Raw genomic sequence first — 20,566 nt, forward strand, 5'->3', positions numbered from 1 at the left:
AGCCCTTTAATGACCTTCCGGTCATTCGGCGCCCTGCCGGGAATCGGCTGCCGGGTTGTGCTATAATAATACGTACTTCATTAATGCAGAAGCATTGGGCCGCCCGCTGAAGGCGGCCATATCTATAGCGGGAACGGGGGAAGGCTGCATGTCCAATAGACCACAGGAAGAGCTGCGGGACGAGTCTGGAGGTCATCCAGGCGAGGAGCGGGATCAGACCTCACCGTCCCGAGAGGCGCTGCTGCCGGCGTCTGTCACAGGTGAGCGCAAAACCGAGCATGTGCGGCTCTGTCTGAATGAGGAGGTTGGGGGCAGCGGCATCACTTCAGGCTTCGAGCAATACCGCTTCCGGCACAATGCGCTTCCGGAGCTGAACTTCAGCGACATCCTGCTGGAAACGGAGTTTCTGGGGCGCAGGCTCCGTACACCGCTGCTGATCAGCTCCATGACCGGGGGCAGCAAGGCGACCGGCGCCATTAATGCCCGCCTGGCGGAAGCCGCCGGGCGGCGGGGTTGGGCGCTGGGCGTGGGCTCCGTACGGGCTGCGGTCGAGAAGCCCGATCTCGCAGAGACATTCCGGGTACGCGAGCGGGCCGGCGGCATTCCTGTCATTGCCAATATCGGGGCGGTGCAGCTCTCCTACGGCTTCGGCGTCGAGGAATGCCGGCGGGCGGTGGAGATCGCCGGTGCCGACTGGCTTGTGCTGCATCTGAACGGGCTGCAGGAGATTTTTCAGCCGGAGGGCAATACCGGCTTCAAGGATTTGCTGCACCGGATTGAGTCGCTGTGCCATACGCTGGAGGTGCCGGTCGGCGTGAAGGAGGTCGGCTGGGGCATCGACGGCGAAACGGCGCTGCGCCTGTACAATGCCGGTGCAGCCTTCATCGACGTAGCCGGGGCCGGTGGCACCTCCTGGAGCCAGGTCGAGAAGTTCCGCAATCCCGACCCGGTCAAACGGGCGGCCGCCGAAGCCTTCTCCGACTGGGGAATTCCCACCGCGGAATGTATCGCGGAGGTTCGTGCGGCGGCGCCGCAGGGCGCGCTGGTTGGCAGCGGCGGCCTGCGGGGCGGCGTCGATGCCGCCAAGGCGCTGGCGCTGGGCGCCGACCTGGCCGGCTTCGGCCGGAGCATGCTCGGCCCGGCTGTGCAGTCGGAGGACGCGCTGGACCGGGCGCTGGCGCAGGTGGAGTTCGAACTGCGCACCGCCATGTTCGGGATCGGCGCCGGCGACCTCGCCGCCCTGCGCGGCACCCGGCGGCTGGTGCGGCGTTAGGGGCGCTGAACGCTGGCAGCTGCCGCCAGCCAACAACCGCTGACAGCCGTCGCGAAGCTGGCCCAGTCCCGGCGCTTGCGGATGTGCTGGGATACCAGCCACAGCCACAGCAGGCCCGTGCCGGCAGAAGCCATGACCGCACCGCGCAGCCGCAGGTCGCGCAGAGTGCGGCTGATTCCTGCAGAAGTCTGCAGACCTCTGCAGGCCGTGACAGACCGCTGCGGCTAACGGACCCAGGCGGCCTTATTTTTAACCCAATGCCTAATAAGTGCAACTCAGTCCGTTACGGTGGAATCGGGCTTCATTTACATCGGCGAATGCACTAAGCATCGGGACTCAGCCAAAAGTAAAAAGAATTTAATAGACACGGTGATGAAAGACCTCATAAGAGGTCTCAGGCTGTCGAGAAACCCCCTGTTTTTTTGCAGGGGGTTTAAAACTGTCTTGGTGGTCTAAAAAACAGGGTCCTCAGAGCGTTTTAAATCGATTTTTGATTAGAGAGTTGAGTCTCCCCACATAAAAATAGAAGTGTCGAAAAGTCCCCTGGACTTTCTCGACACTCTGAGACCTCATAAGAGGTCTTTTTATCTATAAGGATTCTTTGCAATCAGGATAAACTGTGATTTTATTCTTTGAAATATAAATTATAGGAAAATAGTATAAACTTTATCGTCTGGATAAAGGGTGGTTAGAGATGAAACAACCGAATGACGTGAAACAACCGAATGACGTGAAACAACTGAAACGACGGAAACGTACCTTGCTGCTCCTGATCTCAGCCTTGCTCCTTACTACCGTGCTGGCCGGCTGCGGCGGCCGTTCCAAGCTGACCAAAGCAGAGAAGCTGGAGGATTTCGAGTATATGTGGACCGTTATCTCCGAGAATTATCCGTTCCTGGAGGTCAACAAGCGGCTGAACGGAGTGGACTGGCTGGCGAACAAGAAGGAGTACAAGGAACGGGTGCTTGAAGCGAAAACGGATGAGGAGTTCCTCATGGGCATGAACTCGGTGCTTGCAGAGCTGAACAATTTGCACACCGGGTTCTTCGGCAAACCAGGGTATGACTATATACGGGAAACGTACGAGCGTCTGATGAACGACCTGAACTATGGGCCTTGGCTGGATGTCGTAAATCAGCCGAATGTTGTAAAGCGTTACACTCAGGAGTGGGGTCCTGTGCCGCCAAGCGCAGCATCTGGGAATAATGACAATAAAGGCGGAAGCCAGGAGGAGACGGCCTCGTTCAATACCGAAAGCGGCTCGCTTCAAAATGTGGAGACGGCTATCTTGGAACCGGGCCGGACAGCCTATCTTGGAATCCGCAGCTTTGACAGCCAGCACATGGATCAGGATGCGCCGGTAATCAGCAAATTTCTGAGTGAGGTCCTGGATTACGACAATCTGATCCTGGATATCCGGGGCAATGGGGGTGGTGTAACCCTCTATTGGCAAAATAATCTGCTGCCCCTGTTAATTACCAAGCCTGCCAAGAATACGGTTTACTCATTGTTCAGGGGGGCTGAATATGCAAAGCCCTTCTTGGAAGCGCGGATAAAGAAAAGCAAAATTTGGGCAATTTCCGGGCTGGAAAACGAAGAATTACCCCATTTACCGCCGGAAAGCTCCTCAATGTTTACTTATTATACCGGTGCCATAGACCTTATTGAGCCGCAGAAGGGCTGGGGCTTTGAAGGGAATATATATTTGCTGGTGGATAAGGCGGTATACTCCTCTTCCGAGGCTTTGGCCACTTTTGCCAAAGGCAGCGGAATCGCTACTCTGGTCGGCGAACGGACAGGCGGCGACGGGATCGGAGGCGATCCGCTGATCGCGGCGCTGCCCAACAGCGGATACCTGTTCAGCTTTTCGGGAGAAATGGGACTGACCGCAGACGGCAGCTGCAATGAGGAGGTCAAGACCGTTCCCGATGTCGAGGTGAACCCGGACCGTTCGGGTCCGCTGGTGGAGCAGCCGGCAATCCGGAAGGTGCTGGAGCTTGCTGCAACGGAGCGCTGACCGCCGCTTATTGGACACACCTGGGGGGACATCCGCTGTTGCTGGCGCTAGGGTTCTAATATATAATGATTTAGATTGGGCCTTGCCTGAAAAATGAGATGGATAACTATAACCCCACAGAAATAGGAGTTGTCATATAAATGGCTTTGAAAGCAGGTATTGTTGGACTTCCCAATGTCGGAAAATCCACATTGTTTAACGCGATTACGCAAGCGGGCGCAGAATCCGCCAACTATCCTTTCTGCACGATCGACCCGAACGTCGGTGTCGTGGAAGTGCCGGACGAGCGTCTGGATAAGCTGACCGAGCTGGTGCAGCCGAACAAGACGGTTCCGACGGCCTTTGAATTTGTCGATATCGCCGGGCTGGTGCGTGGCGCGAGCAAGGGCGAAGGACTCGGCAACAAGTTCCTGGCCCATATCCGTGAAGTGGATGCCATTGTGCATGTGGTCCGCTGCTTCGTCGACGAGAATGTAACCCATGTCGACGGCAAAGTGAATCCGGTTAGCGACATCCAGACGATCAACCTGGAGCTGATTCTCGCCGATCTGGAAAGCGTGGAGAAACGTCTGGACCGGGCCCGCAAGAACACCAAGGGCGGCGACAAGAAGGCCGTTGCGGAAGTAGAACTGCTGGAACGCATGAAGGATGCTCTTTACAACGACATGCCGGCGCGCAGCGTAGAGCTGTCGGACGACGAGAGGCTGCTGGTTCGCGACCTGCATCTGCTGACCTTGAAGCCGGTACTGTATGCTGCCAATGTGGGCGAAGACGAAGTGTCCGAGGCCGAGAATAACCCGTACGTTCAGCAGGTGCGCGAATTTGCTGCCGCCGAGAATGCAGAGGTTGTGCCGATCAGCGCGAAGGTGGAAGCGGAAATCGCCGAGCTGGAAGGGGAAGACAAGGCGATGTTCCTGGAAGAGCTGGGCCTTGCGGAATCCGGCCTGAACCGGCTGATCAAAGCGGCTTACAAGCTGCTCGGCCTGTACACGTATTTCACAGCCGGTGTACAGGAGGTGCGTGCCTGGACGATCCGCCGCGGCACCAAAGCGCCGGGCGCAGCCGGTGTCATTCACTCCGACTTCGAACGCGGCTTCATCCGCGCCGAAGTGGTGGCATATGAGGACCTGGTAGCCGCCGGCTCCATGAACGGTGCGAAGGAGCGCGGCCAGCTGCGGCTGGAAGGCAAGGAATATGTGGTGCAGGACGGCGACGTTATGCATTTCCGTTTCAACGTCTAAAGCGGGACGGAATCATGAGGCCATCCGGAAGCGGAAGCTCCGGATGGCCTTTTTTTCAAAGGCGGGGGAATTCTATTGAACCTGTGAGCTGGCAGGGGGACGGCAGCTCCCGGATGGGAAGCTAACCGGCTGGGATATAGATGGAACGGCAAGTCCCGGCGCGATGTCTGCGTATAAGTCTTTTGCCGCGTCTGCATACTATGTAAGATAATGATGGGATTAGTTCTGATGATTGCCGCAGCTATTTGCGGAAGAATCTGGTGGCAGCAGCTCTACATAATTGGATAATCGCAACCTAATTTCACCTGCACAGCGATGACAGCAATTCTAGTTGGATTTCCGCCACTTAATATAGGACGAAGTGAGGGTTTACGCCCAAATCGGCCCGATTAGGTGGCGATAATCGAATTATAATGGCTAAGATGCATAAAAAGGGAGAATTTAGTATGCGAAAATCCAACTAATTGCATTGAACGGGACGGTTGGCTTTCACACGAAGTTCGGCCGTGATTTTATGGAGCTGTTTGAACTTTCGGACCATGTGTTCTTCCAATACCTATCCGTTGTGTGCTGTTCTTTTGTTCAACTTAAATACAAGGCCTCCCGGCAGTGGCTTTATGCCGCTTACATTTTGTGTGTAAGGCCTGTAGCCAACCGTTGTGAACGGTGATATAATATATTGTCGTATATCTATCGCTGCTTACTTGCGATTTACGGCGTATGATTTTGATTTAGGAGAGGTGAATTCCCTTGTTGGACCGATTGCAATCACTGGCGGACCGCTATGAGAAACTCAGTGAACTGCTTTGTGACCCGGATGTTGCAAGCGACAGTAAGAAACTGAGGGATTATTCCAAAGAACAATCTGATTTGCAGCCTGCTTACGAGGCTTATACCGAATATAAGAACGTTATGGAAGAACTGGATGCCGCCAAGGCGATGCAGGGCGAGAAGCTCGATGACGAGATGAAGGAAATGGTCAAGATGGAGATCGAAGACCTGACCTCCCGCCAGGCTGCTCTGGAGGAGAAGATCCGCATCCTGCTGCTGCCGAAGGACCCGAATGACGACAAGAATGTCATTGTGGAAATTCGCGGCGCGGCCGGCGGCGATGAGGCGGCGCTGTTCGCTTCGGACCTCTACCGCATGTACACACGGTATGCCGACAGCCAGGGCTGGAGAGTCGAGCTGATGGATGCCAATACGAACGACCTCGGCGGATTCAAGGAAGTAATCTTCCTGATCAACGGCCGCGGCGCCTACAGCAAGATGAAATACGAAAGCGGCGCGCACCGCGTGCAGCGGATCCCGACGACGGAATCCGGCGGACGCATCCACACCTCCACCTCGACGGTGGCGGTCATGCCGGAAGCTGAGGAGATCGATATCGAGATTCTCGACAAGGATATCCGTGTCGATACCTTCTGCTCCAGCGGCGCGGGCGGACAGTCGGTTAATACGACGAAGTCGGCCGTACGCGTAACGCATATTCCAACCGGCATCGTGGCTACGTGCCAGGACGGCAAATCCCAGAACTCCAACAAGGAGAAGGCACTGCAGGTGCTGCGCGCACGGATTTCCGATATGATGCGCCAGGAGGAAGAAGCGAAGTATGCCGGTGAGCGCAAGAGCAAAGTGGGTACAGGGGACCGCAGTGAGCGCATCCGCACCTACAACTTTCCGCAGAGCCGGGTGACCGATCACCGCATCGGCCTGACGCTGCACCGCCTGGACCAGGTAATGAACGGGGACATCAACGAGATTATTTCCGCATTGTCGATTGCCGAGCAGGCCGACTTGATGGAAAAAGGAGAATAACGCTTTGAACAACGACGCATATGTCATGCCTGACGTGCAAAGCATCCGGGAAGCCTTTGTCGAGGCTTCTTCTTTTTTATCCCTGCATGGCTGCCATGAGCCGCAGCGCAGCGCGCAGCTGCTGCTGGAGCATGTGCTTGGCGTCTCGGGTGCGGCTTATTATATGGCGCTGGCCGACCCTTTCCCCGCCGGCCGTAAGGAGGCGTGGGAAGCGGTTCTGACCCGGCGCGCTGCCGGTGAGCCGGTACAATATATCACCGGCGAGCAGGAGTTCTACGGCCGGGTGTTCGAGGTGACGCCGGAGGTGCTGATTCCGCGGCCGGAGACGGAGCTGCTGGTCGAGGCCGTGCTGAAATACGGCGGCGAGCTGTGGCCGTCCGGGCGCGCGGACGGCGGCCGTTTGCTGACCGCCGTCGACATCGGCGCCGGCAGCGGGGCCATCGGCGTCACGCTGGCGCTTGAGGCGCCGGCGTGGCGGGTGTGCGCCGGCGATATCTCGCCCGGCGCCCTGCTTGTGGCCGGGCGCAACGCCTCCCGGCACGGCGCAGCCGTGGACTTCCGGCTCGGCGACTTGCTCGAGCCGTTCGCGGGGCTTACGACGGATATCCTCGTCTCCAACCCGCCGTACATTCCCGGCGGTGACATCGCCGGGCTGCAGCGCGAGGTGCGCGACCATGAGCCGCGCACGGCACTGGATGGCGGTGCGGACGGGCTGGACCCGTACCGCCGCATGCTGGAGCAGCTGCGGCTGCTGCCCGCGCCGCCGCGGCTCGTGGGCTTCGAGCTCGGCCAGGGCCAGGCCGGCGAGGTGGCCGCGCTGCTGGAAGCGGCCGGTCATTGGGATGAGATCGTCACGGTCGACGATCTCGCCGGAATTGGCCGCCATGTGCTGGGCATCCGGCGGCAGGGAGAATAACAGGTAAATTCTACCGGGAACCGTGCGGAATTGGTGTTTTGCGGTCTCTTCCATTACAATGGTATGGACGGATCTGGCGTTAGGAGAATTCACGATAGATCCAGGACCGAGTAAGGAGACAGAATATGCTTCAGAAGATTAAAAAAATCGACGGCGTGATCGTTGTAATGCTGGTTCTGCTGATGGCCGTCAGCATCATGGCTATTTACAGTGTGACACACGGCAGGGAAGGCCTGGACGGCTTCCACCTGCGGATGATCAAATACTATATCCTCGGCATTGTTGCATTTATCGGATTGACGTTTCTGGATTACCGGCTGCTCGTTAAATATGCGCTTTATATATACATCGTCGGCGTCGGGATACTGGTGCTGGTCAGCTTCGTCGGGGCCAGCCAGAACGGCGCCCAGGGCTGGATCAAGTTTGGGGGCTTTAGCCTGCAGCCTGCCGAGCTGTTCAAATTGATTCTGATTCTGTTTCTGGCTGCAGTGCTGGTCAAGAAACGCAAGAGCAAGCTGGAATTCTGGCATGACATTGTACCGCTGGCGCTGATGACCCTGCTGCCGTTCGTTATTGTGTTAAGCCAGAACGACCTGGGTAACGCACTGGCCTATATCGTAATTCTGATCGGGCTGTTGTGGATCGGTAATATCAAATTCTCGCACGCGCTGATCGGACTGCTGTCTATCGCAGCCGTGGCGACGGCGGGAATCATGAGCTATATCCATTACCATGATGAGATTAAGGATTTCTTCACGGACATCGGGCGTTCCCACTGGGTAGAGCGGTTTGACCCGTGGCTCGTTCCCGATAAGGCCACAGCCAAGGCCAGCTATCATACGAAGAACGCCAAGCTGGCGATTGCCTCGGGCGGCATGAGCGGCGAAGGCTATATGCAGGGCAGCTCCGTTCAAACGGACCGCGTGCCGTACACCTATTCCGACTCGATCTTTGTAGCGATTGCCGAGGAATTCGGCTTTGTCGGCTCGGCCGTGCTGCTGCTGCTGTATTTTATCCTGATTCACAGGATGATCTTAATCGCGCTGGAATCCAAAGATAAAGGCGGCCCGTTCCTGATTATCGGAATTGTCGCCATGATGCTGTACCAGATCTTCGAGAACATCGGTGCCTTCATCGGCCTGATGCCGCTCACCGGGATAACGCTGCCGTTCATCAGTTACGGGGGGACGTCGCTGATGATTAACATGGCCAGCATCGGGCTTGTGATGAGCGTGCGGCTGCACGGGCAGGAAGTGGAAGAGGACCTGCCGAACCCGGCGCCTTATCCGGCGGCGGCCAAGCAAGGATCATAGAACAGGAATGCGGATTTTCCCGAACGGGAGGGTCCGCTTTTTTTTTGCAGAGAACATGGAATTCATCTCAGGGCTGCCCAAAGATACCCAGGTAAAAACTGTATGCATTCCATCCGGTGCGTTATAATGGGGTTATGCGGCCTGGCGCGGGTGTGCTGCTGCAAACCTCGAAACAAGGAGTCCTTCCATGCTGCAAAAGATCCGCAAGATCGACGGTGTTCTGGTGGTGGTCCTGCTCCTGCTCATGTGCGTCAGCATCCTGTCCATATACAGTGTTACGCACGGCCGTGAGAAGCAGGACGGCATGCATCTGAAAATGCTGGTGTTTTACGGACTGGGCTTTGCCGTGTTCCTTGTAACGGCTCTGTTCAATTACCGCCTGCTCGTAAAATATGCCCCTTACTTCTATCTTCTGGGACTGGGGATCCTGCTGTTTGTCAGCTTTTTCGGCAAGACGATAAACGGAGCCAAGGGCTGGATTGTTATTTCCGGGGTCAGCCTTCAGCCGGCGGAGCTGTTCAAGCTGCTGCTAATCCTGTTCCTGGCCTATATCCTGGTGCGGAAGAATAGGGAGACTTTAAGATTCTGGCGCGATTGTGTGCCGCTCGGACTTGCCGCCCTGCTGCCTTTTGCCATAGTGATTCTGCAGAACGACCTCGGGAACGCCCTGAGCTATCTGGTCATTCTGATCGGTCTGCTGTGGGTGGGCCGGATGCGGTTTGCGCATGCGCTGATCGGCTTTCTCATCTTCGGCGGGATGGCGCTGGCCTTTATTCTAAGCTATATCAATTATCATGATGCCACGGTCAATTTTATTAAAAATACGCTGGGGCGCGACCACTTTATCGCCCGCTTCGATACTTGGCTCGTGCCGGAGCAGGCCAGCTCCGACGACAGCTACCAGGTCCGCAATGCCAAGATGGCCATTGCTTCCGGTGGGATGAGCGGCGAGGGGTATCTGGAGGGAAGCACGGTACAGTCGAACCGTGTGCCTTATATGTATTCGGACTCGATCTTTGTGGCGGTAGCCGAAGAGTTCGGCTTCCTCGGCGCAGCGTTGCTGCTGCTGCTCTTTTTTATCCTGATCCACCGGCTGGTGCTGATTGCGCTGGCCAGCCGGGACCGTGCCGGGCCGTTTCTGATCATCGGCATTACCGCCATGCTGCTGTATCAGATTCTGGAGAACATCGGCGCCTACATCGGGCTTATGCCCTTGACGGGAATTACCCTTCCGTTCATCAGCTTTGGCGGGACGTCGCTCATCATCAACATGGCATGTATGGGCATTGCCATGAGCGTGCTGCTGTACGGGCAGGAGGAAGAGGAGGAATTGCCGGTGCTTCCGGCGGTGCCGGCGATGTTTAACGGCAGCAGATCAACCCGCGGGTAAAGAGATGGAGGCCGGCTGGCGCAGATGAGCTGCCGCCGGGATGGAGAATATATCCGGTACAGCAGCAAGAGGCCGGTTCCCGGCGGACCCCCGGCGGAGTTTACAGCCAGATACAAGCCGGCAAGTCCCGAATACTTCCGGGCCGAGCGACAGCCTGCTCCATTGGTTGACCGAACGGTACCGTTTGTATGCGGCTGATGGCGAAGGCGGTCTGTATGCCGGGGATATTCACCATCTGCCTTGGCCACTGCAGGAGATTGTCCTTGATTTGGAAGCCAATTCGGCCACTGCCGCTCTGGGGCAGGCGCATCCTGCCGAACCCCCGCTGACCACCTATACGAACAGGCTGGAGGTTCCGCTCTGGGTGGTAAAGCCAATCGATACGCACTGAACAGCAAAAAGCGCCATAGACTCCGGGCTTAGACGGCCTGGGCGGCTTGGCGCTTTTTTACCTCTTTAGGCCTGTTGTTTCTTGACAGGATCGTGGTCCCGCAGCAGCCAAATGTGATATAAATATTCAAATACCCCGGCCAGAGCCGTAATCAGCAGCATATCGGTAAAGGACAAGCCGGCACCGATGATCTCGCTGAAGAGCCAGAGCAGTACCAGTCCGGCATCGGCTAAGGTGGCAATCACATTGCCTGTCCGCGGCAGGATCAGCAGATCGCCAATATTTATTGCTGGAAAGACGGTGCAGACGTTTGGAACCAGGGGGACCGGGTAAATCTGTATGGCAGCATCATCACTGATGGAAAGGAGAGAGTCCCATGAAGCTATCCTTTAACACGGAAACCTTGTTTAAGAACAAGTCAATCTATGAGGCAATCAAGCTGCTTCACGAGCATGGCATTGCTGCGGTTGAGTTCTGGTCCTGGCATGACAAAGACCTCAAGCACATCCGCAGGCTGCAGCAGGAAACGGGCATGGAGGTAGCCTCGATTGTGGTGACCCCCGAAAGTCTGGTGGACCCTTCACGGCGCTCCGCGCTGCTCGACGCTGTCAAGGGAACCGCCGAAGCATGCCGTGAGCTGGGATGCCGCCGCATGGTGCAGACGGTGGGTTCTGTCGTTCCGGGACGTTCCCGTGAGGAGATGAAGGCCGCGCTGATCGAAGGCCTTGAGGCTTGTGTACCGGTACTGGAGGAATATGAGGTGATTAGCGCAATCGAGCCGCTGAATACGGTGATCGACAAGGAGCTGTCTGACATCTACCTTAACACCTCGGAGGAAGCCTTCTCCATTGCAGCCCATATCGGCCATCCCCTAGTTAAGGTGTGCTACGATATGTACCATGTGCAGATTATGGAGGGGAATGTGCTGACCCGTCTGCAAAATAACATTCACCTTGTAGGCCATATCCAGGCAGCGGGCGTCCCCGGCCGCCACGAATTGTATATGGGGGAGCTGAATTACGATTACATCCTCGATGCGATTAAGCAAATGGACTATGACGGCTTTGTCGGAATGGAGTACTTCCCGGTCCATGATCCGATCTATGATCTGCAGCAGCTTCATTCCAAGTACTATACAGGGTAATTTTAAATACTTTATCTGTTTATTCTGTTAATTCGGATGTTTATATTTGCGGCTGAGGTTTATTAATATTAGGAGATTTAAATAAAAAATTGAATTTTTAGATTAAGATCTACTACTGGAGGCGAAGAGTTATGGCTAAAGAATTGGCATTGCATGAAAAACTTGAAGTGCATGAGCTTCTGACCCTGAAAACTTCCTGTGCAACCAAAGCGGCAACCATGCTGGAGCTCGTCAAGGATGAGAAGCTTAAAAAGCTGATTGAAGAGGATCTGGACCATTCGTCCAAAGCGATCGAAGAATTGACCTCACTCTTAAAATAAGGAGGAATCACCCATGACAACCACCAAAACCAAAGAGATGCTGGTTAAAGCCGTTAAGCCGATGGACGATCTGGCCATCGCTACCGATATGCTGCTGTCCGCCAAAGCCGCTGTTCGTACTTACGCCATAGCGCTTACGGAAACAGCCACTCCGAAGGTGCATAAGACGCTTAAAGCCCAGCTTGATATTGCGATTGAGACGCACCAGAAAATCGCTGCATATATGATCGAGAATGAAATGTACCATCCTTACGACCTGGAAGAACAGGTGGAGCATGATTTGAAAAAGGCCAAGACTGCGCTGGAGATTCAGGAATAAGCGCTGCGCACCGGTTCCATGAACACACCGCCCGGATGATTCTGCGGCGGTGTTTTCTATGCTTTTTACAAAAATAATAGTTTCATAGGTTTGCATCCGCCCTTTGCCGGACATACTGGGACTATCATAGTTTCAGAGGAGAGGGGCTGCCGGTGATGGAATTTCGCTATTCGGGATTTCAGGATTCTTTGCGGGCAACGGTTAAGCATACAGCTATTATAATTTCGGTCATGATGATGATTCTGATGATGTGGGAAGGGCAAAAGAGCGATGCGGCGGTAGCGGGGACAGGCATTCCGGAGGAATCGATCCGGCTGCGCATTCTGGCCAATTCGGACGGCACGGCCGACCAGCTGGTCAAGCGGCAGATCCGCGATGCGGTGGTGGCGCAGATGAACGAGTGGGTGTCGGGGCTTGACAATCCGCAGAGCCTGGAGCAAGCGCGGACCCTGATCCGCAGCCACCTGCCGGAGCTGAACGCACTGGTCGGGGGGGAACTGAAGCGGCGCGGCATCTCCTACTCCTATAACGTCGAGCTGGGCGTAGTGCCCTTTCCGACCAAGCTGTATGGCGGCACGGTCTACCCGGCCGGTGACTATGAGGCGGTGCGGGTGACACTGGGAGCGGGCAAGGGCCAGAACTGGTGGTGCGTGCTGTTCCCGCCGCTGTGCTTTATCGATGCAGGGTCCGGCGATGCAGCCGCTGCCGCCGCACCGGCGCAGGGCGTGCAGACGGCAGCGGCGGCCGGCTCAGTGGAGGGCGGCCAGGCGGCCAATGCCGTACAGAACCCGGCGGGGGCTGCCGATACCGCTGCGGAGCAAGCTGAAACGCCGGAGGTACGGTTCTTCCTCTGGGATCTGCTGCATAATCTCTGGAGCTGGATCAGCGGATTATGGTCCTGAGGCGCAGAAGGGCGCGCAGACTGGCCTGCCCGATTCATTTGTCCTGAACAAGCTAAGCGCGGCAAATGGACGGAGTCTCTTGCGGTCTACTGTTTTGAGCAGGGATGTGGTACTATTATAGCTGCCCGGAAGGATAACAGAGACGGAAGCTGCACGCTTGCCGTCCATAACAGATAATGAACAGCTGCGGCTCCACCGGGTGGAGCCGTTTATGCTGTCCTGAAGGGACCGTCCTTGGCAAGGGACGGAACCTGCATAACCATTCCCCGTGGAGCGGGATCATTATAGGATTGTAAACTAGCGAGAAAGTCAGGGATAGCTATGGGAGAACAGGAACAACCGTCTTTTGCGGTTCAGCGCCATGTAGGCGGCAAGGTAGCGACGGTATGCTGGACAGTAGAGAATGAAGGCTTTGCGGGCAGCGGTGCAGAGGCTTTGGCACTGAAGGCGGCGGACAAGGAAGCCCTTGCGGCTGCGGCGCAGATGCTTCGCGGCGGAGGCACGGTAGCTTTTCCGACCGAGACCGTCTATGGGCTCGGCGCTGATGCGCGGAATACCGCTGCCGTGGAAGCGGTGTTCGCAGCGAAGGGCCGCCCGTCGGACAATCCGTTGATTGTCCATATCGCCCGGCGGGAGCAGCTGGAGGAGCTGGTCAGCGAGGTGCACCCGGTGGCGGAGGCGCTGATTCAGGCCTTCTGGCCGGGTCCGCTGACGCTGGTGCTGCCGGTGCGTCCCGGCGTACTGTCGCCGCTGGTGACGGCGGGCCTTGATACGGTCGGCGTGCGGATGCCGGCCCATCCCCTCGCGCTGGCGCTGCTGCGCGAGGCCGGCTGTCCGGTGGCTGCGCCCAGCGCCAACCGTTCGGGGCGGCCAAGCCCGACGCAGGCCGCCCATGTGCTGGAGGACCTCGCCGGGTATATCGGCGGGGTGCTTGACGGCGGCGCGGCCGGGGTCGGCCTGGAGTCGACCGTCGTGCAGGTGCAGCCGGGCGGCACGGTCGCCGTGCTCCGGCCGGGCGGCATCACCGCCGAGCAGCTTGCGGCGGTGGCGGGTCCGGGCGCGGTCGACGCCGCGCCCGCTGCGCTTGCGGACTTTGCCGCAGGCAAGTCCGCGTTGCCGCCGGCCGCAGAGGCTGCGGCCGGGGAGGGCGGCCCGGCGCCGCGCGCGCCGGGCATGAAGTACACGCACTACGCCCCGCGCGGCGCGCTTGGCGTCGTGCGCGGCGGGTCCGCCCGGCAGGTGGCGGACACGGCCGCAGGGCTGCTGCAGGCGGCGAAGCGGCGCGGCGAGACGACAGGGCTGCTCCTCTTCGAGGAGCACCGGGCCCTGTATCCCGCCGGGCCGGCCGCCTGCGTCGTGTCCCTCGGGCGGCTGGCCTCGCCCGAGGAAGGGGCGCGCTCCCTGTATGCCGCCTTGCGGCACTTCGATGAAGCGGGAGCGACCTATATTCTGGCCGAGGCCTGCCCGGAGACGGGCCTCGGCGCCGCCATCATGAACCGGCTGATGAAGGCAGCCGGCGGAACCGTCATCGACGCCGGCTGAGCAGCGGCGTCCCCCGCTGGCGGCTAGCCCTGCGCCGCCCTTCAGGCGTGCCGCACGGCTGCTTCGTTCCCGTGCCCGTTGTCATGTTTACCCCCTTGTCCGCATATCGTGGTTGTACAAGATATTTGTACTTTAGGGGGATGGGCATGGACATAACGGGAGTGTTTGCGGGCTGGGGTCAATTGATAACGATTGCCATCATGGCGGTAGCGCTGGGAATGGACGCTTTTTCGCTGGGTGTCGGTATCGGGATGAAAGGCATCCGCCTCCTTCATGTGCTGCAGCTTGGACTATTCATCGCCGTGTTCCATGTGGTGATGCCCCTGCTCGGCCTCGTTACCGGCAGCTATGTGGGCCATCTGCTGGGGAGGGTCACGGCGTTCGCCGCAGGCGGATTACTGGTACTCTTGGGCGGCCATATGATATATAACTCGTTCCGTGCGGATGGCGGTAAAGGGGGACAGCCGGTCGATCACCGGACGTTCTGGGGCATGCTGCTGATTTCACTCAGCGTCAGCGTGGATTCCTTTTCCGTCGGCGTGTCCCTCGGGATGTTCGTGAGCAATATCGCGCTGACTGTTTTGGCCTTCGGGGCCTGCGGCGGGCTGATGTCGGTTACCGGCCTTTTGCTGGGCAGAAGAGTCAGCCGGGGGCTCGGCGATTACGGCGAGGCGCTGGGCGGGGCCATCCTGCTGGCATTTGGCTTGCTGTTCATCTTTTGATAAAATAAAATAGCCTCACCAAGCGGGGCCTGATATTATCCGATCCTATTTGACGGAGGTGGAAAGCATGCTGCGTATTTTATTTGTCTGCACCGGGAATACCTGCCGCAGCCCGATGGCCGAAGGCCTGCTGCGGAAGCTGGCGAAGGAGCGGGGGGTTGCGCTGGAAGTGCGGTCTGCAGGCGTTTCCGCCATTACCGGCACTTCAATATCGAGGCATGCCGCCGCAGTACTGCGCGATGAAGGCATACAAGACCATATTACCTCTTCCCAGGTCAGCGGCGAAGCCGTAGCCTGGGCCGATTTGGTGTTGACCCTCACCGGCAGTCATAAGCGGCATTTGCTGCAGTATTATCCCGAAGCAGTAATGAAGACTTACACGCTTAAAGAATATGTGCATGATGAGGAATCGGTTAACGAGGACCTGCGGGAGCTCGACAGCCTCTATGCCGATGCCGAACTTAGCCTGGCGCTCGGCGCAGAGCCGGATGCCGCCGCGATGCAGCGGATCATTGAAATCCGCCAGCGCATTCCGAGCTTCGACATTTCCGATCCGTTCGGCGGGTCGCGCGAGGATTACGAGCTGACGGCGGCGGAGATCCGCACGGCACTCCATAGCCTGCTCGACAAGCTGGAGTCGCTGCGCCGGCTGTAATGACGGTTGATTTTTCACGGCCTATCCTTTAAGATGAAATAAATATTACCCGGTTCCGGTGTGACTGGCGACAAGTGTGGATGCAAACCACGATGGAGCACCGGAATAAACGGCCGGTCGCCTGGGCAAAAGAGCACATCCGCGCGGAATTTCGCGGACTGCTCTTTTTTGTTTAAATCGCGAGAATTCAGTTATAATGAACAAAGTTATATTAATCGGTTTGGAGGCGGAAGTGATGGAAGAGGGCATCAAGCCGGAATCAGTCCAAGCTTCGCAGGGTACGGAGCTTGGACTGACCGGGACCACGGCAGCCGTCCTGCGCGAATTGGCGGATGCCGGTAAGCTGGGGTCCGGCTCGGTTCTTGTCATCGGTGTAAGCACCAGTGAGGTAGCCGGGGCCAGAATCGGAACCGCCGGTGCACTTGAGGTAGCGGAGCAGCTGCTGGCGGGTGTACGGGAGGTAGCCGGGGAACGCGGATTTCATCCGGTCTACCAGTGCTGTGAGCATTTGAACCGTTCGCTGGTGATGGAGCGGAGCTTACTGGAATCGCTCGGACTGCGCGAAGTATCGGCGGTGCCGGTTCCGGGAGCCGGAGGCTCAATGGCCGCCGCCGCTTACCGCTCGATGCTGGATCCGGTACTGGCCGAAACCGTCGAGGCCCACGCCGGCATCGATATCGGCGAGACGCTGATCGGCATGCATTTACGCCGGGTAGCGGTTCCCTTCCGTCCAAGCGTGCGCTATATCGGCAGCGCCCGGGTGAATGCCGCCTGGAGCAGACCGCCGCTGATCGGCGGAGAACGCGCAGTGTACCGTGCGCCGGAGACCAGCGGTACGCCGCAGTGTGATTGAAGAACGGCGGGGACGTCTCCAGGAATGCTGCAGTGAGGTAATGGGTTAAAACAACAACACATAAAACTAAAGCACTAGGGAGGAACTGAGAAACATGGAACATTTGCGTAAGAGTGACCCGCAGGTATTGGAAGCAATGGGGCTGGAGCTGAGCCGCCAGCGCGCTAACATTGAGCTTATCGCTTCGGAGAATATCGTCAGCAGCGCTGTAATGGAGGCAATGGGTTCCGTCCTCACCAATAAATATGCCGAAGGCTATCCCGGCAAACGGTATTATGGCGGTTGCGAAGATGTGGACATCGTTGAGAATCTGGCCCGCGACCGCGCCAAGCAGCTGTTCGGCGCCGAGCATGTCAATGTGCAGCCGCATTCCGGGGCGCAGGCCAATATGGCTGTATACTTAGCCGCCCTCAATCCGGGAGATACTGTACTCGGTATGAACCTGGCGCATGGCGGGCATTTGACCCACGGCAGTCCTGTGAACGCCTCCGGCTTGCTTTACAACTTCGTGGCTTACGGCGTCCAGGAAGATACCTTCCTCATCGATTATGATGAAGTGCGCAAAGCAGCCTTTAAGCACCGCCCGAAGCTGATTGTCGCCGGCGCCAGCGCATATCCGCGCATTATTGATTTTGAAGCTCTTGCCTCCATTGCGAGTGACGTCGGAGCCCTCTTTATGGTCGATATGGCCCATATTGCCGGACTTGTGGCTGCAGGAGTGCATCCGAGCCCGGTGCCGCATGCCCATTTTGTGACAACCACTACGCACAAGACGCTGCGCGGTCCGCGCGGCGGCATGATCCTGTGCCGCCAGCCTTGGGCGGCGGCGATTGACAAGGCTGTATTCCCTGGTTCGCAGGGCGGACCGCTGATGCATGTGATTGCCTCCAAAGCGGTATCCTTCGGCGAAGCGCTGCAGCCGTCGTTTAAGACCTATGCCGAGAATGTGGTGAAGAATGCCAAGGTTTTGGCCGAGACGCTGATCGGCGAAGGGGTGAACATCGTGTCCGGCGGTACGGACAACCATCTGATGCTGATCGACACCCGCAGCTTGAACATCACAGGTAAAGATGCGGAGAAGGTGCTGGACTCGATCGGCATCACCGTGAATAAGAACGCCATTCCGTTCGATCCGACCAGTCCGTTCGTAACCAGCGGCATCCGCATCGGTACGCCTGCGGTAACCTCGCGCGGCATGGACGAGCAGGCGATGGTGACCATTGGCCATATCATTGCCAAGGTGCTGAAGAATCCGCAGGATGAAAGCATGCTGAGCGAAGCGGGCCGTGAGGTCGCTGCATTGACCGAGCAGTATCCGATTTATCCGGGTCTGCAGTACTAAATTTAAAGCATGATGCTTCAGCCTCTGTCATTAACCGGTATAGCCGGTTTTTTACGGAGGCTTTTTTTGTACCCTACCTCAGGCGGCTGAATTTGCACAATGTTCACATCTTTCTGCTGAAGGAAAGCGCCTTAATGCTCTGAAACATTCATGAAAGTTCATGGAACTTTCAATAAAATTCGTGAAAGAAATGTGAATTGTATAAAAGACGCAAAATGCCGCACACTAATTTTTGTTTTAATTGCAAAAAGAACCATTATTGCTCGTTTGTTATCCGCTGCTGCTCATTTACCGCTGCACAGCACGTCCGGGAAGCATTTTCCGCTTAAGGTGAAATGCGCCACCGGTGATGATATAATAAACAGGATTTAGCCGCAGGCGGAGACAAAAGCGCTTTCCGGCGGCCAAGACTTACAATTACCGGAGGGACAAGAATGGGAAAATTGGTAATTTGCGATCATCCTTTGATTCAGCACAAGCTGACATTTATTCGCGATGAACGGACGAACACAAAAGAATTCAGAGAGCATGTTGACGAGGTTGCCATGCTTATGGCTTATGAGATTACACGGGACATCCCGCTGGAGACGATTACTGTAAAGACGCCGGTTGCCGAAACGGAGAGCAAGGTTATCTCCGGCAGAATGCTGGGCCTGATTCCGATTCTCCGGGCCGGTCTCGGAATGACCGAAGGGGTGCTGAAGCTGCTCCCGGCGGCTAAGGTTGGGCATGTCGGCCTGTTCCGCGATCCGGAAACGCTACAGCCCGTTGAATACTACATCAAGCTGCCTACAGATGTGCAGGAACGCGAGCTGATCGTCATCGACCCTATGCTCGCTACCGGCGGTTCCGCCATTGCCGCGATTACGTCGCTGAAGAACCGCGGCTGCACACAGATCAAGATGATGAACCTGATCGCCGCTCCGGAAGGCGTTGCAGCGGTACAAGCCGCCCACCCGGATGTTGATATTTATGTGGCTGCGCTGGACGATCATCTGAATGACCATGGCTATATTGTTCCGGGACTTGGCGATGCGGGCGACCGTTTATACGGAACCAAGTAATTGGCGGAATCGTGTATTTGACTGAAACTGGCGGAATCGTGTATTTGACTGAAACCAAATTCGCGCAGTACAAGTAGTATAGAACTGGCATGAATGGAGTACTCAATTTCCAAAAAGAGAGGGTAGGGGATATGTCCAAGATTAAAGTAATGACGATTTTCGGCGTGCGCCCCGAGGCGATCAAGATGGCGCCTTTGGTCCTGGAATTGGCCAAGCATCCCGAGCAGATTGAATCCGTAGTATGCGTGACCGCCCAGCACCGTGAGCTGCTGGATCAGGTGCTGGAGGTGTTTAAGATTACTCCGGACTACGATCTGGACGTAATGAAGGACCGCCAGACGCTGAACGAAATTTCGATCCGTGTGCTGCAGGGGCTTGAACCTGTGCTCCGTGAGGCCAAGCCTGACCTCGTGCTGGTGCACGGCGATACCCTGACCACATTCCTGGCCAGCTACGCTGCTTTCCTGCAGCAGATTCAGGTGGGGCATGTGGAAGCGGGGCTGCGTACCTGGAATAAGCTGTCGCCTTATCCGGAGGAAATGAACCGTCAGCTTACGGGTGTTTTGGCTGATCTGCACTTCGCGCCTACCGACTGGTCAGCGGGTAATTTGAGACACGAGAACAAAAAAGAGTCAAGCATTTATATCACAGGCAACACCGTAACCGATGTGTTTCAATATACCGTACAGCCGGATTACCGGCATCCCGTACTGGAATTTGCTTCGGGAAAAAGACTTATTCTGATGACGGCGCACCGCAGGGAATCACAAGGCGAACCGCACCGTCATATTTTCCGTGCTGTCAAAAGAATCGCAGATGAATTCGAAGATGTGGCTATCGTGTATCCCGTGCATCCGAGTCCGGCAGTCAAGGAACCGGCGCATGAGATCCTGGGCGGACATCCTAGAATCAAGCTGATCGATCCGCTGGATGTCGTAGACCTGCACAATTTTTATCCGCATACCCACCTGATTCTGACCGACTCCGGCGGCCTGCAGGAGGAAGCTCCCTCCTTCGGCGTCCCTGTGCTCGTGCTGCGTGAAACGACCGAGCGCCCGGAAGGGATTGAAGCCGGAACACTGGAGCTTGTGGGAACGGAAGAAGAGAAGGTGTATCAACGGACACATGCTCTGCTGACCGATCAGGTGCTATACGAGTCAATGAGCCGGGCCGCCAACCCGTATGGAGATGGAAGAGCCTCCGAGAGAATTGTCAATGCGATTTTGCACCATTTCGGAGTCAATAAAGAGAGACCAGAGGAATTTCACAGAAAATTCACAAATAGTAAATGATGGTTCGCAACTAAAGATACTAAACAAATGAAAAAGAGCATACAGTAAAACT

At 56.8% G+C, this 20,566-nt stretch carries 21 protein-coding genes and 1 riboswitch; of the genes, 20 read left to right on the forward strand and 1 reads right to left on the reverse strand.

Annotation, left to right across the window (positions count from 1 at the left end):
• Positions 1–148: 148 nt before the first annotated feature.
• The 9 genes from fni (at position 149) to F1381_RS04945 (ending at position 10,359) form a co-directional block, all read left to right on the forward strand.
• Positions 149–1,273, forward strand: a complete 1,125-nt coding sequence (gene fni / locus F1381_RS04910) for a type 2 isopentenyl-diphosphate Delta-isomerase (RefSeq protein ID WP_151733701.1) — start codon at positions 149–151, stop codon at positions 1,271–1,273.
• Between the two features lie 75 nt (positions 1,274–1,348).
• Positions 1,349–1,501 (forward strand): hypothetical protein, encoded by a 153-nt coding sequence (locus tag F1381_RS28120; RefSeq protein WP_187355199.1) that lies wholly within the window; start codon positions 1,349–1,351, stop codon positions 1,499–1,501.
• 466 nt (positions 1,502–1,967) lie between these two features.
• Entirely contained in the window at positions 1,968–3,290 is a 1,323-nt protein-coding gene (locus F1381_RS04915) for a S41 family peptidase (protein WP_151733702.1), read from the forward strand.
• A gap of 140 nt (positions 3,291–3,430) precedes the next feature.
• Positions 3,431–4,531, forward strand: a complete 1,101-nt coding sequence (ychF, locus tag F1381_RS04920; protein WP_151733703.1) for a redox-regulated ATPase YchF — start codon at positions 3,431–3,433, stop codon at positions 4,529–4,531.
• Positions 4,532–5,281: 750 nt separating this feature from the next.
• Positions 5,282–6,349 carry a peptide chain release factor 1 gene (prfA, locus tag F1381_RS04925; protein WP_151733704.1) on the forward strand — a complete coding sequence of 356 codons (1,068 nt, stop codon included), beginning with the start codon at positions 5,282–5,284 and terminating at the stop codon, positions 6,347–6,349.
• 25 nt (positions 6,350–6,374) lie between these two features.
• Positions 6,375–7,265, forward strand: coding sequence for a peptide chain release factor N(5)-glutamine methyltransferase (gene prmC, locus F1381_RS04930; RefSeq protein ID WP_151733866.1), 891 nt, complete (start codon positions 6,375–6,377; stop codon positions 7,263–7,265).
• Between the two features lie 125 nt (positions 7,266–7,390).
• A complete protein-coding gene (locus F1381_RS04935; RefSeq protein WP_151733705.1) occupies positions 7,391–8,578 on the forward strand; it encodes an FtsW/RodA/SpoVE family cell cycle protein in 1,188 nt (395 codons plus the stop codon).
• A gap of 187 nt (positions 8,579–8,765) precedes the next feature.
• Positions 8,766–9,968 (forward strand): FtsW/RodA/SpoVE family cell cycle protein, encoded by a 1,203-nt coding sequence (locus F1381_RS04940; protein WP_151733706.1) that lies wholly within the window; start codon positions 8,766–8,768, stop codon positions 9,966–9,968.
• A gap of 40 nt (positions 9,969–10,008) precedes the next feature.
• On the forward strand, positions 10,009–10,359 hold the full coding sequence (locus F1381_RS04945; protein ID WP_151733707.1) for a DUF2071 domain-containing protein: 351 nt from the start codon (positions 10,009–10,011) through the stop codon (positions 10,357–10,359).
• A 65-nt stretch (positions 10,360–10,424) separates the two neighbouring features.
• On the opposite strand, the gene F1381_RS28750 is transcribed toward F1381_RS04945, so the two are convergent.
• A complete protein-coding gene (locus F1381_RS28750; protein WP_151733708.1) occupies positions 10,425–10,745 on the reverse strand; it encodes a DUF2512 family protein in 321 nt (106 codons plus the stop codon).
• Here F1381_RS28750 and F1381_RS04955 point away from each other — a divergent pair.
• The 11 genes from F1381_RS04955 (at position 10,736) to wecB (ending at position 20,514) form a co-directional block, all read left to right on the forward strand.
• Positions 10,736–11,503: a TIM barrel protein gene (locus F1381_RS04955; protein ID WP_151733709.1), complete on the forward strand. Its 768-nt coding sequence runs from the start codon at positions 10,736–10,738 to the stop codon at positions 11,501–11,503. The genes F1381_RS28750 and F1381_RS04955 overlap by 10 nt on opposite strands.
• Positions 11,504–11,634: 131 nt before the next feature.
• Positions 11,635–11,823, forward strand: a complete 189-nt coding sequence (locus tag F1381_RS04960; protein ID WP_151733710.1) for a YvdQ family spore coat protein — start codon at positions 11,635–11,637, stop codon at positions 11,821–11,823.
• A 13-nt stretch (positions 11,824–11,836) separates the two neighbouring features.
• Positions 11,837–12,142 carry a spore coat protein gene (locus F1381_RS04965; RefSeq protein ID WP_151733711.1) on the forward strand — a complete coding sequence of 102 codons (306 nt, stop codon included), beginning with the start codon at positions 11,837–11,839 and terminating at the stop codon, positions 12,140–12,142.
• Between the two features lie 188 nt (positions 12,143–12,330).
• Positions 12,331–13,044, forward strand: coding sequence for a stage II sporulation protein R (gene spoIIR, locus F1381_RS04970; protein ID WP_151733867.1), 714 nt, complete (start codon positions 12,331–12,333; stop codon positions 13,042–13,044).
• Between the two features lie 321 nt (positions 13,045–13,365).
• Entirely contained in the window at positions 13,366–14,586 is a 1,221-nt protein-coding gene (locus tag F1381_RS04975; protein WP_151733712.1) for an L-threonylcarbamoyladenylate synthase, read from the forward strand.
• Between the two features lie 146 nt (positions 14,587–14,732).
• On the forward strand, positions 14,733–15,308 hold the full coding sequence (locus F1381_RS04980) for a manganese efflux pump MntP (RefSeq protein WP_151733713.1): 576 nt from the start codon (positions 14,733–14,735) through the stop codon (positions 15,306–15,308).
• A 67-nt stretch (positions 15,309–15,375) separates the two neighbouring features.
• A complete protein-coding gene (locus F1381_RS04985) occupies positions 15,376–15,963 on the forward strand; it encodes a low molecular weight protein arginine phosphatase (RefSeq protein WP_151733714.1) in 588 nt (195 codons plus the stop codon).
• A 50-nt stretch (positions 15,964–16,013) separates the two neighbouring features.
• Positions 16,014–16,097: riboswitch (ZMP/ZTP riboswitch) on the forward strand.
• A 101-nt stretch (positions 16,098–16,198) separates the two neighbouring features.
• A complete protein-coding gene (locus tag F1381_RS04990; RefSeq protein ID WP_151733868.1) occupies positions 16,199–16,816 on the forward strand; it encodes a TIGR01440 family protein in 618 nt (205 codons plus the stop codon).
• Positions 16,817–16,910: 94 nt separating this feature from the next.
• Positions 16,911–18,158, forward strand: a complete 1,248-nt coding sequence (locus F1381_RS04995) for a serine hydroxymethyltransferase (RefSeq protein WP_151733715.1) — start codon at positions 16,911–16,913, stop codon at positions 18,156–18,158.
• Between the two features lie 434 nt (positions 18,159–18,592).
• Complete coding sequence (gene upp / locus F1381_RS05000) at positions 18,593–19,222, forward strand: uracil phosphoribosyltransferase (protein WP_151733716.1); 630 nt, start codon at positions 18,593–18,595, stop codon at positions 19,220–19,222.
• A 131-nt stretch (positions 19,223–19,353) separates the two neighbouring features.
• Entirely contained in the window at positions 19,354–20,514 is a 1,161-nt protein-coding gene (gene wecB, locus F1381_RS05005) for a non-hydrolyzing UDP-N-acetylglucosamine 2-epimerase (RefSeq protein WP_151733717.1), read from the forward strand.
• The last annotated feature ends 52 nt before the right edge of the window (positions 20,515–20,566 follow it).

Source organism: Paenibacillus tengchongensis, from assembly GCF_008973665.1.
GTDB classification, from domain to species: Bacteria; Bacillota; Bacilli; order Paenibacillales; family Paenibacillaceae; genus Paenibacillus_AQ; species Paenibacillus_AQ tengchongensis.

Bases quoted from the DNA above. Each gene is read 5' to 3' on its own strand.
- fni (WP_151733701.1), top strand. From the start codon at position 149: ATGTCCAATAGACCACAGGAAGAGCTGCGGGACGAGTCTGGAGGTCAT.
- F1381_RS04915 (WP_151733702.1), top strand. From the start codon at position 1,968: ATGAAACAACCGAATGACGTGAAACAACCGAATGACGTGAAACAACTG.
- ychF (WP_151733703.1), top strand. From the start codon at position 3,431: ATGGCTTTGAAAGCAGGTATTGTTGGACTTCCCAATGTCGGAAAATCC.
- prmC (WP_151733866.1), top strand. From the start codon at position 6,375: ATGCCTGACGTGCAAAGCATCCGGGAAGCCTTTGTCGAGGCTTCTTCT.
- F1381_RS04935 (WP_151733705.1), top strand. From the start codon at position 7,391: ATGCTTCAGAAGATTAAAAAAATCGACGGCGTGATCGTTGTAATGCTG.
- F1381_RS04940 (WP_151733706.1), top strand. From the start codon at position 8,766: ATGCTGCAAAAGATCCGCAAGATCGACGGTGTTCTGGTGGTGGTCCTG.
- F1381_RS04945 (WP_151733707.1), top strand. From the start codon at position 10,009: ATGGAGAATATATCCGGTACAGCAGCAAGAGGCCGGTTCCCGGCGGAC.
- F1381_RS04955 (WP_151733709.1), top strand. From the start codon at position 10,736: ATGAAGCTATCCTTTAACACGGAAACCTTGTTTAAGAACAAGTCAATC.
- F1381_RS04960 (WP_151733710.1), top strand. From the start codon at position 11,635: ATGGCTAAAGAATTGGCATTGCATGAAAAACTTGAAGTGCATGAGCTT.
- F1381_RS04965 (WP_151733711.1), top strand. From the start codon at position 11,837: ATGACAACCACCAAAACCAAAGAGATGCTGGTTAAAGCCGTTAAGCCG.
- F1381_RS04975 (WP_151733712.1), top strand. From the start codon at position 13,366: ATGGGAGAACAGGAACAACCGTCTTTTGCGGTTCAGCGCCATGTAGGC.
- F1381_RS04980 (WP_151733713.1), top strand. From the start codon at position 14,733: ATGGACATAACGGGAGTGTTTGCGGGCTGGGGTCAATTGATAACGATT.
- F1381_RS04985 (WP_151733714.1), top strand. From the start codon at position 15,376: ATGCTGCGTATTTTATTTGTCTGCACCGGGAATACCTGCCGCAGCCCG.
- F1381_RS04990 (WP_151733868.1), top strand. From the start codon at position 16,199: ATGGAAGAGGGCATCAAGCCGGAATCAGTCCAAGCTTCGCAGGGTACG.
- F1381_RS04995 (WP_151733715.1), top strand. From the start codon at position 16,911: ATGGAACATTTGCGTAAGAGTGACCCGCAGGTATTGGAAGCAATGGGG.
- upp (WP_151733716.1), top strand. From the start codon at position 18,593: ATGGGAAAATTGGTAATTTGCGATCATCCTTTGATTCAGCACAAGCTG.
- wecB (WP_151733717.1), top strand. From the start codon at position 19,354: ATGTCCAAGATTAAAGTAATGACGATTTTCGGCGTGCGCCCCGAGGCG.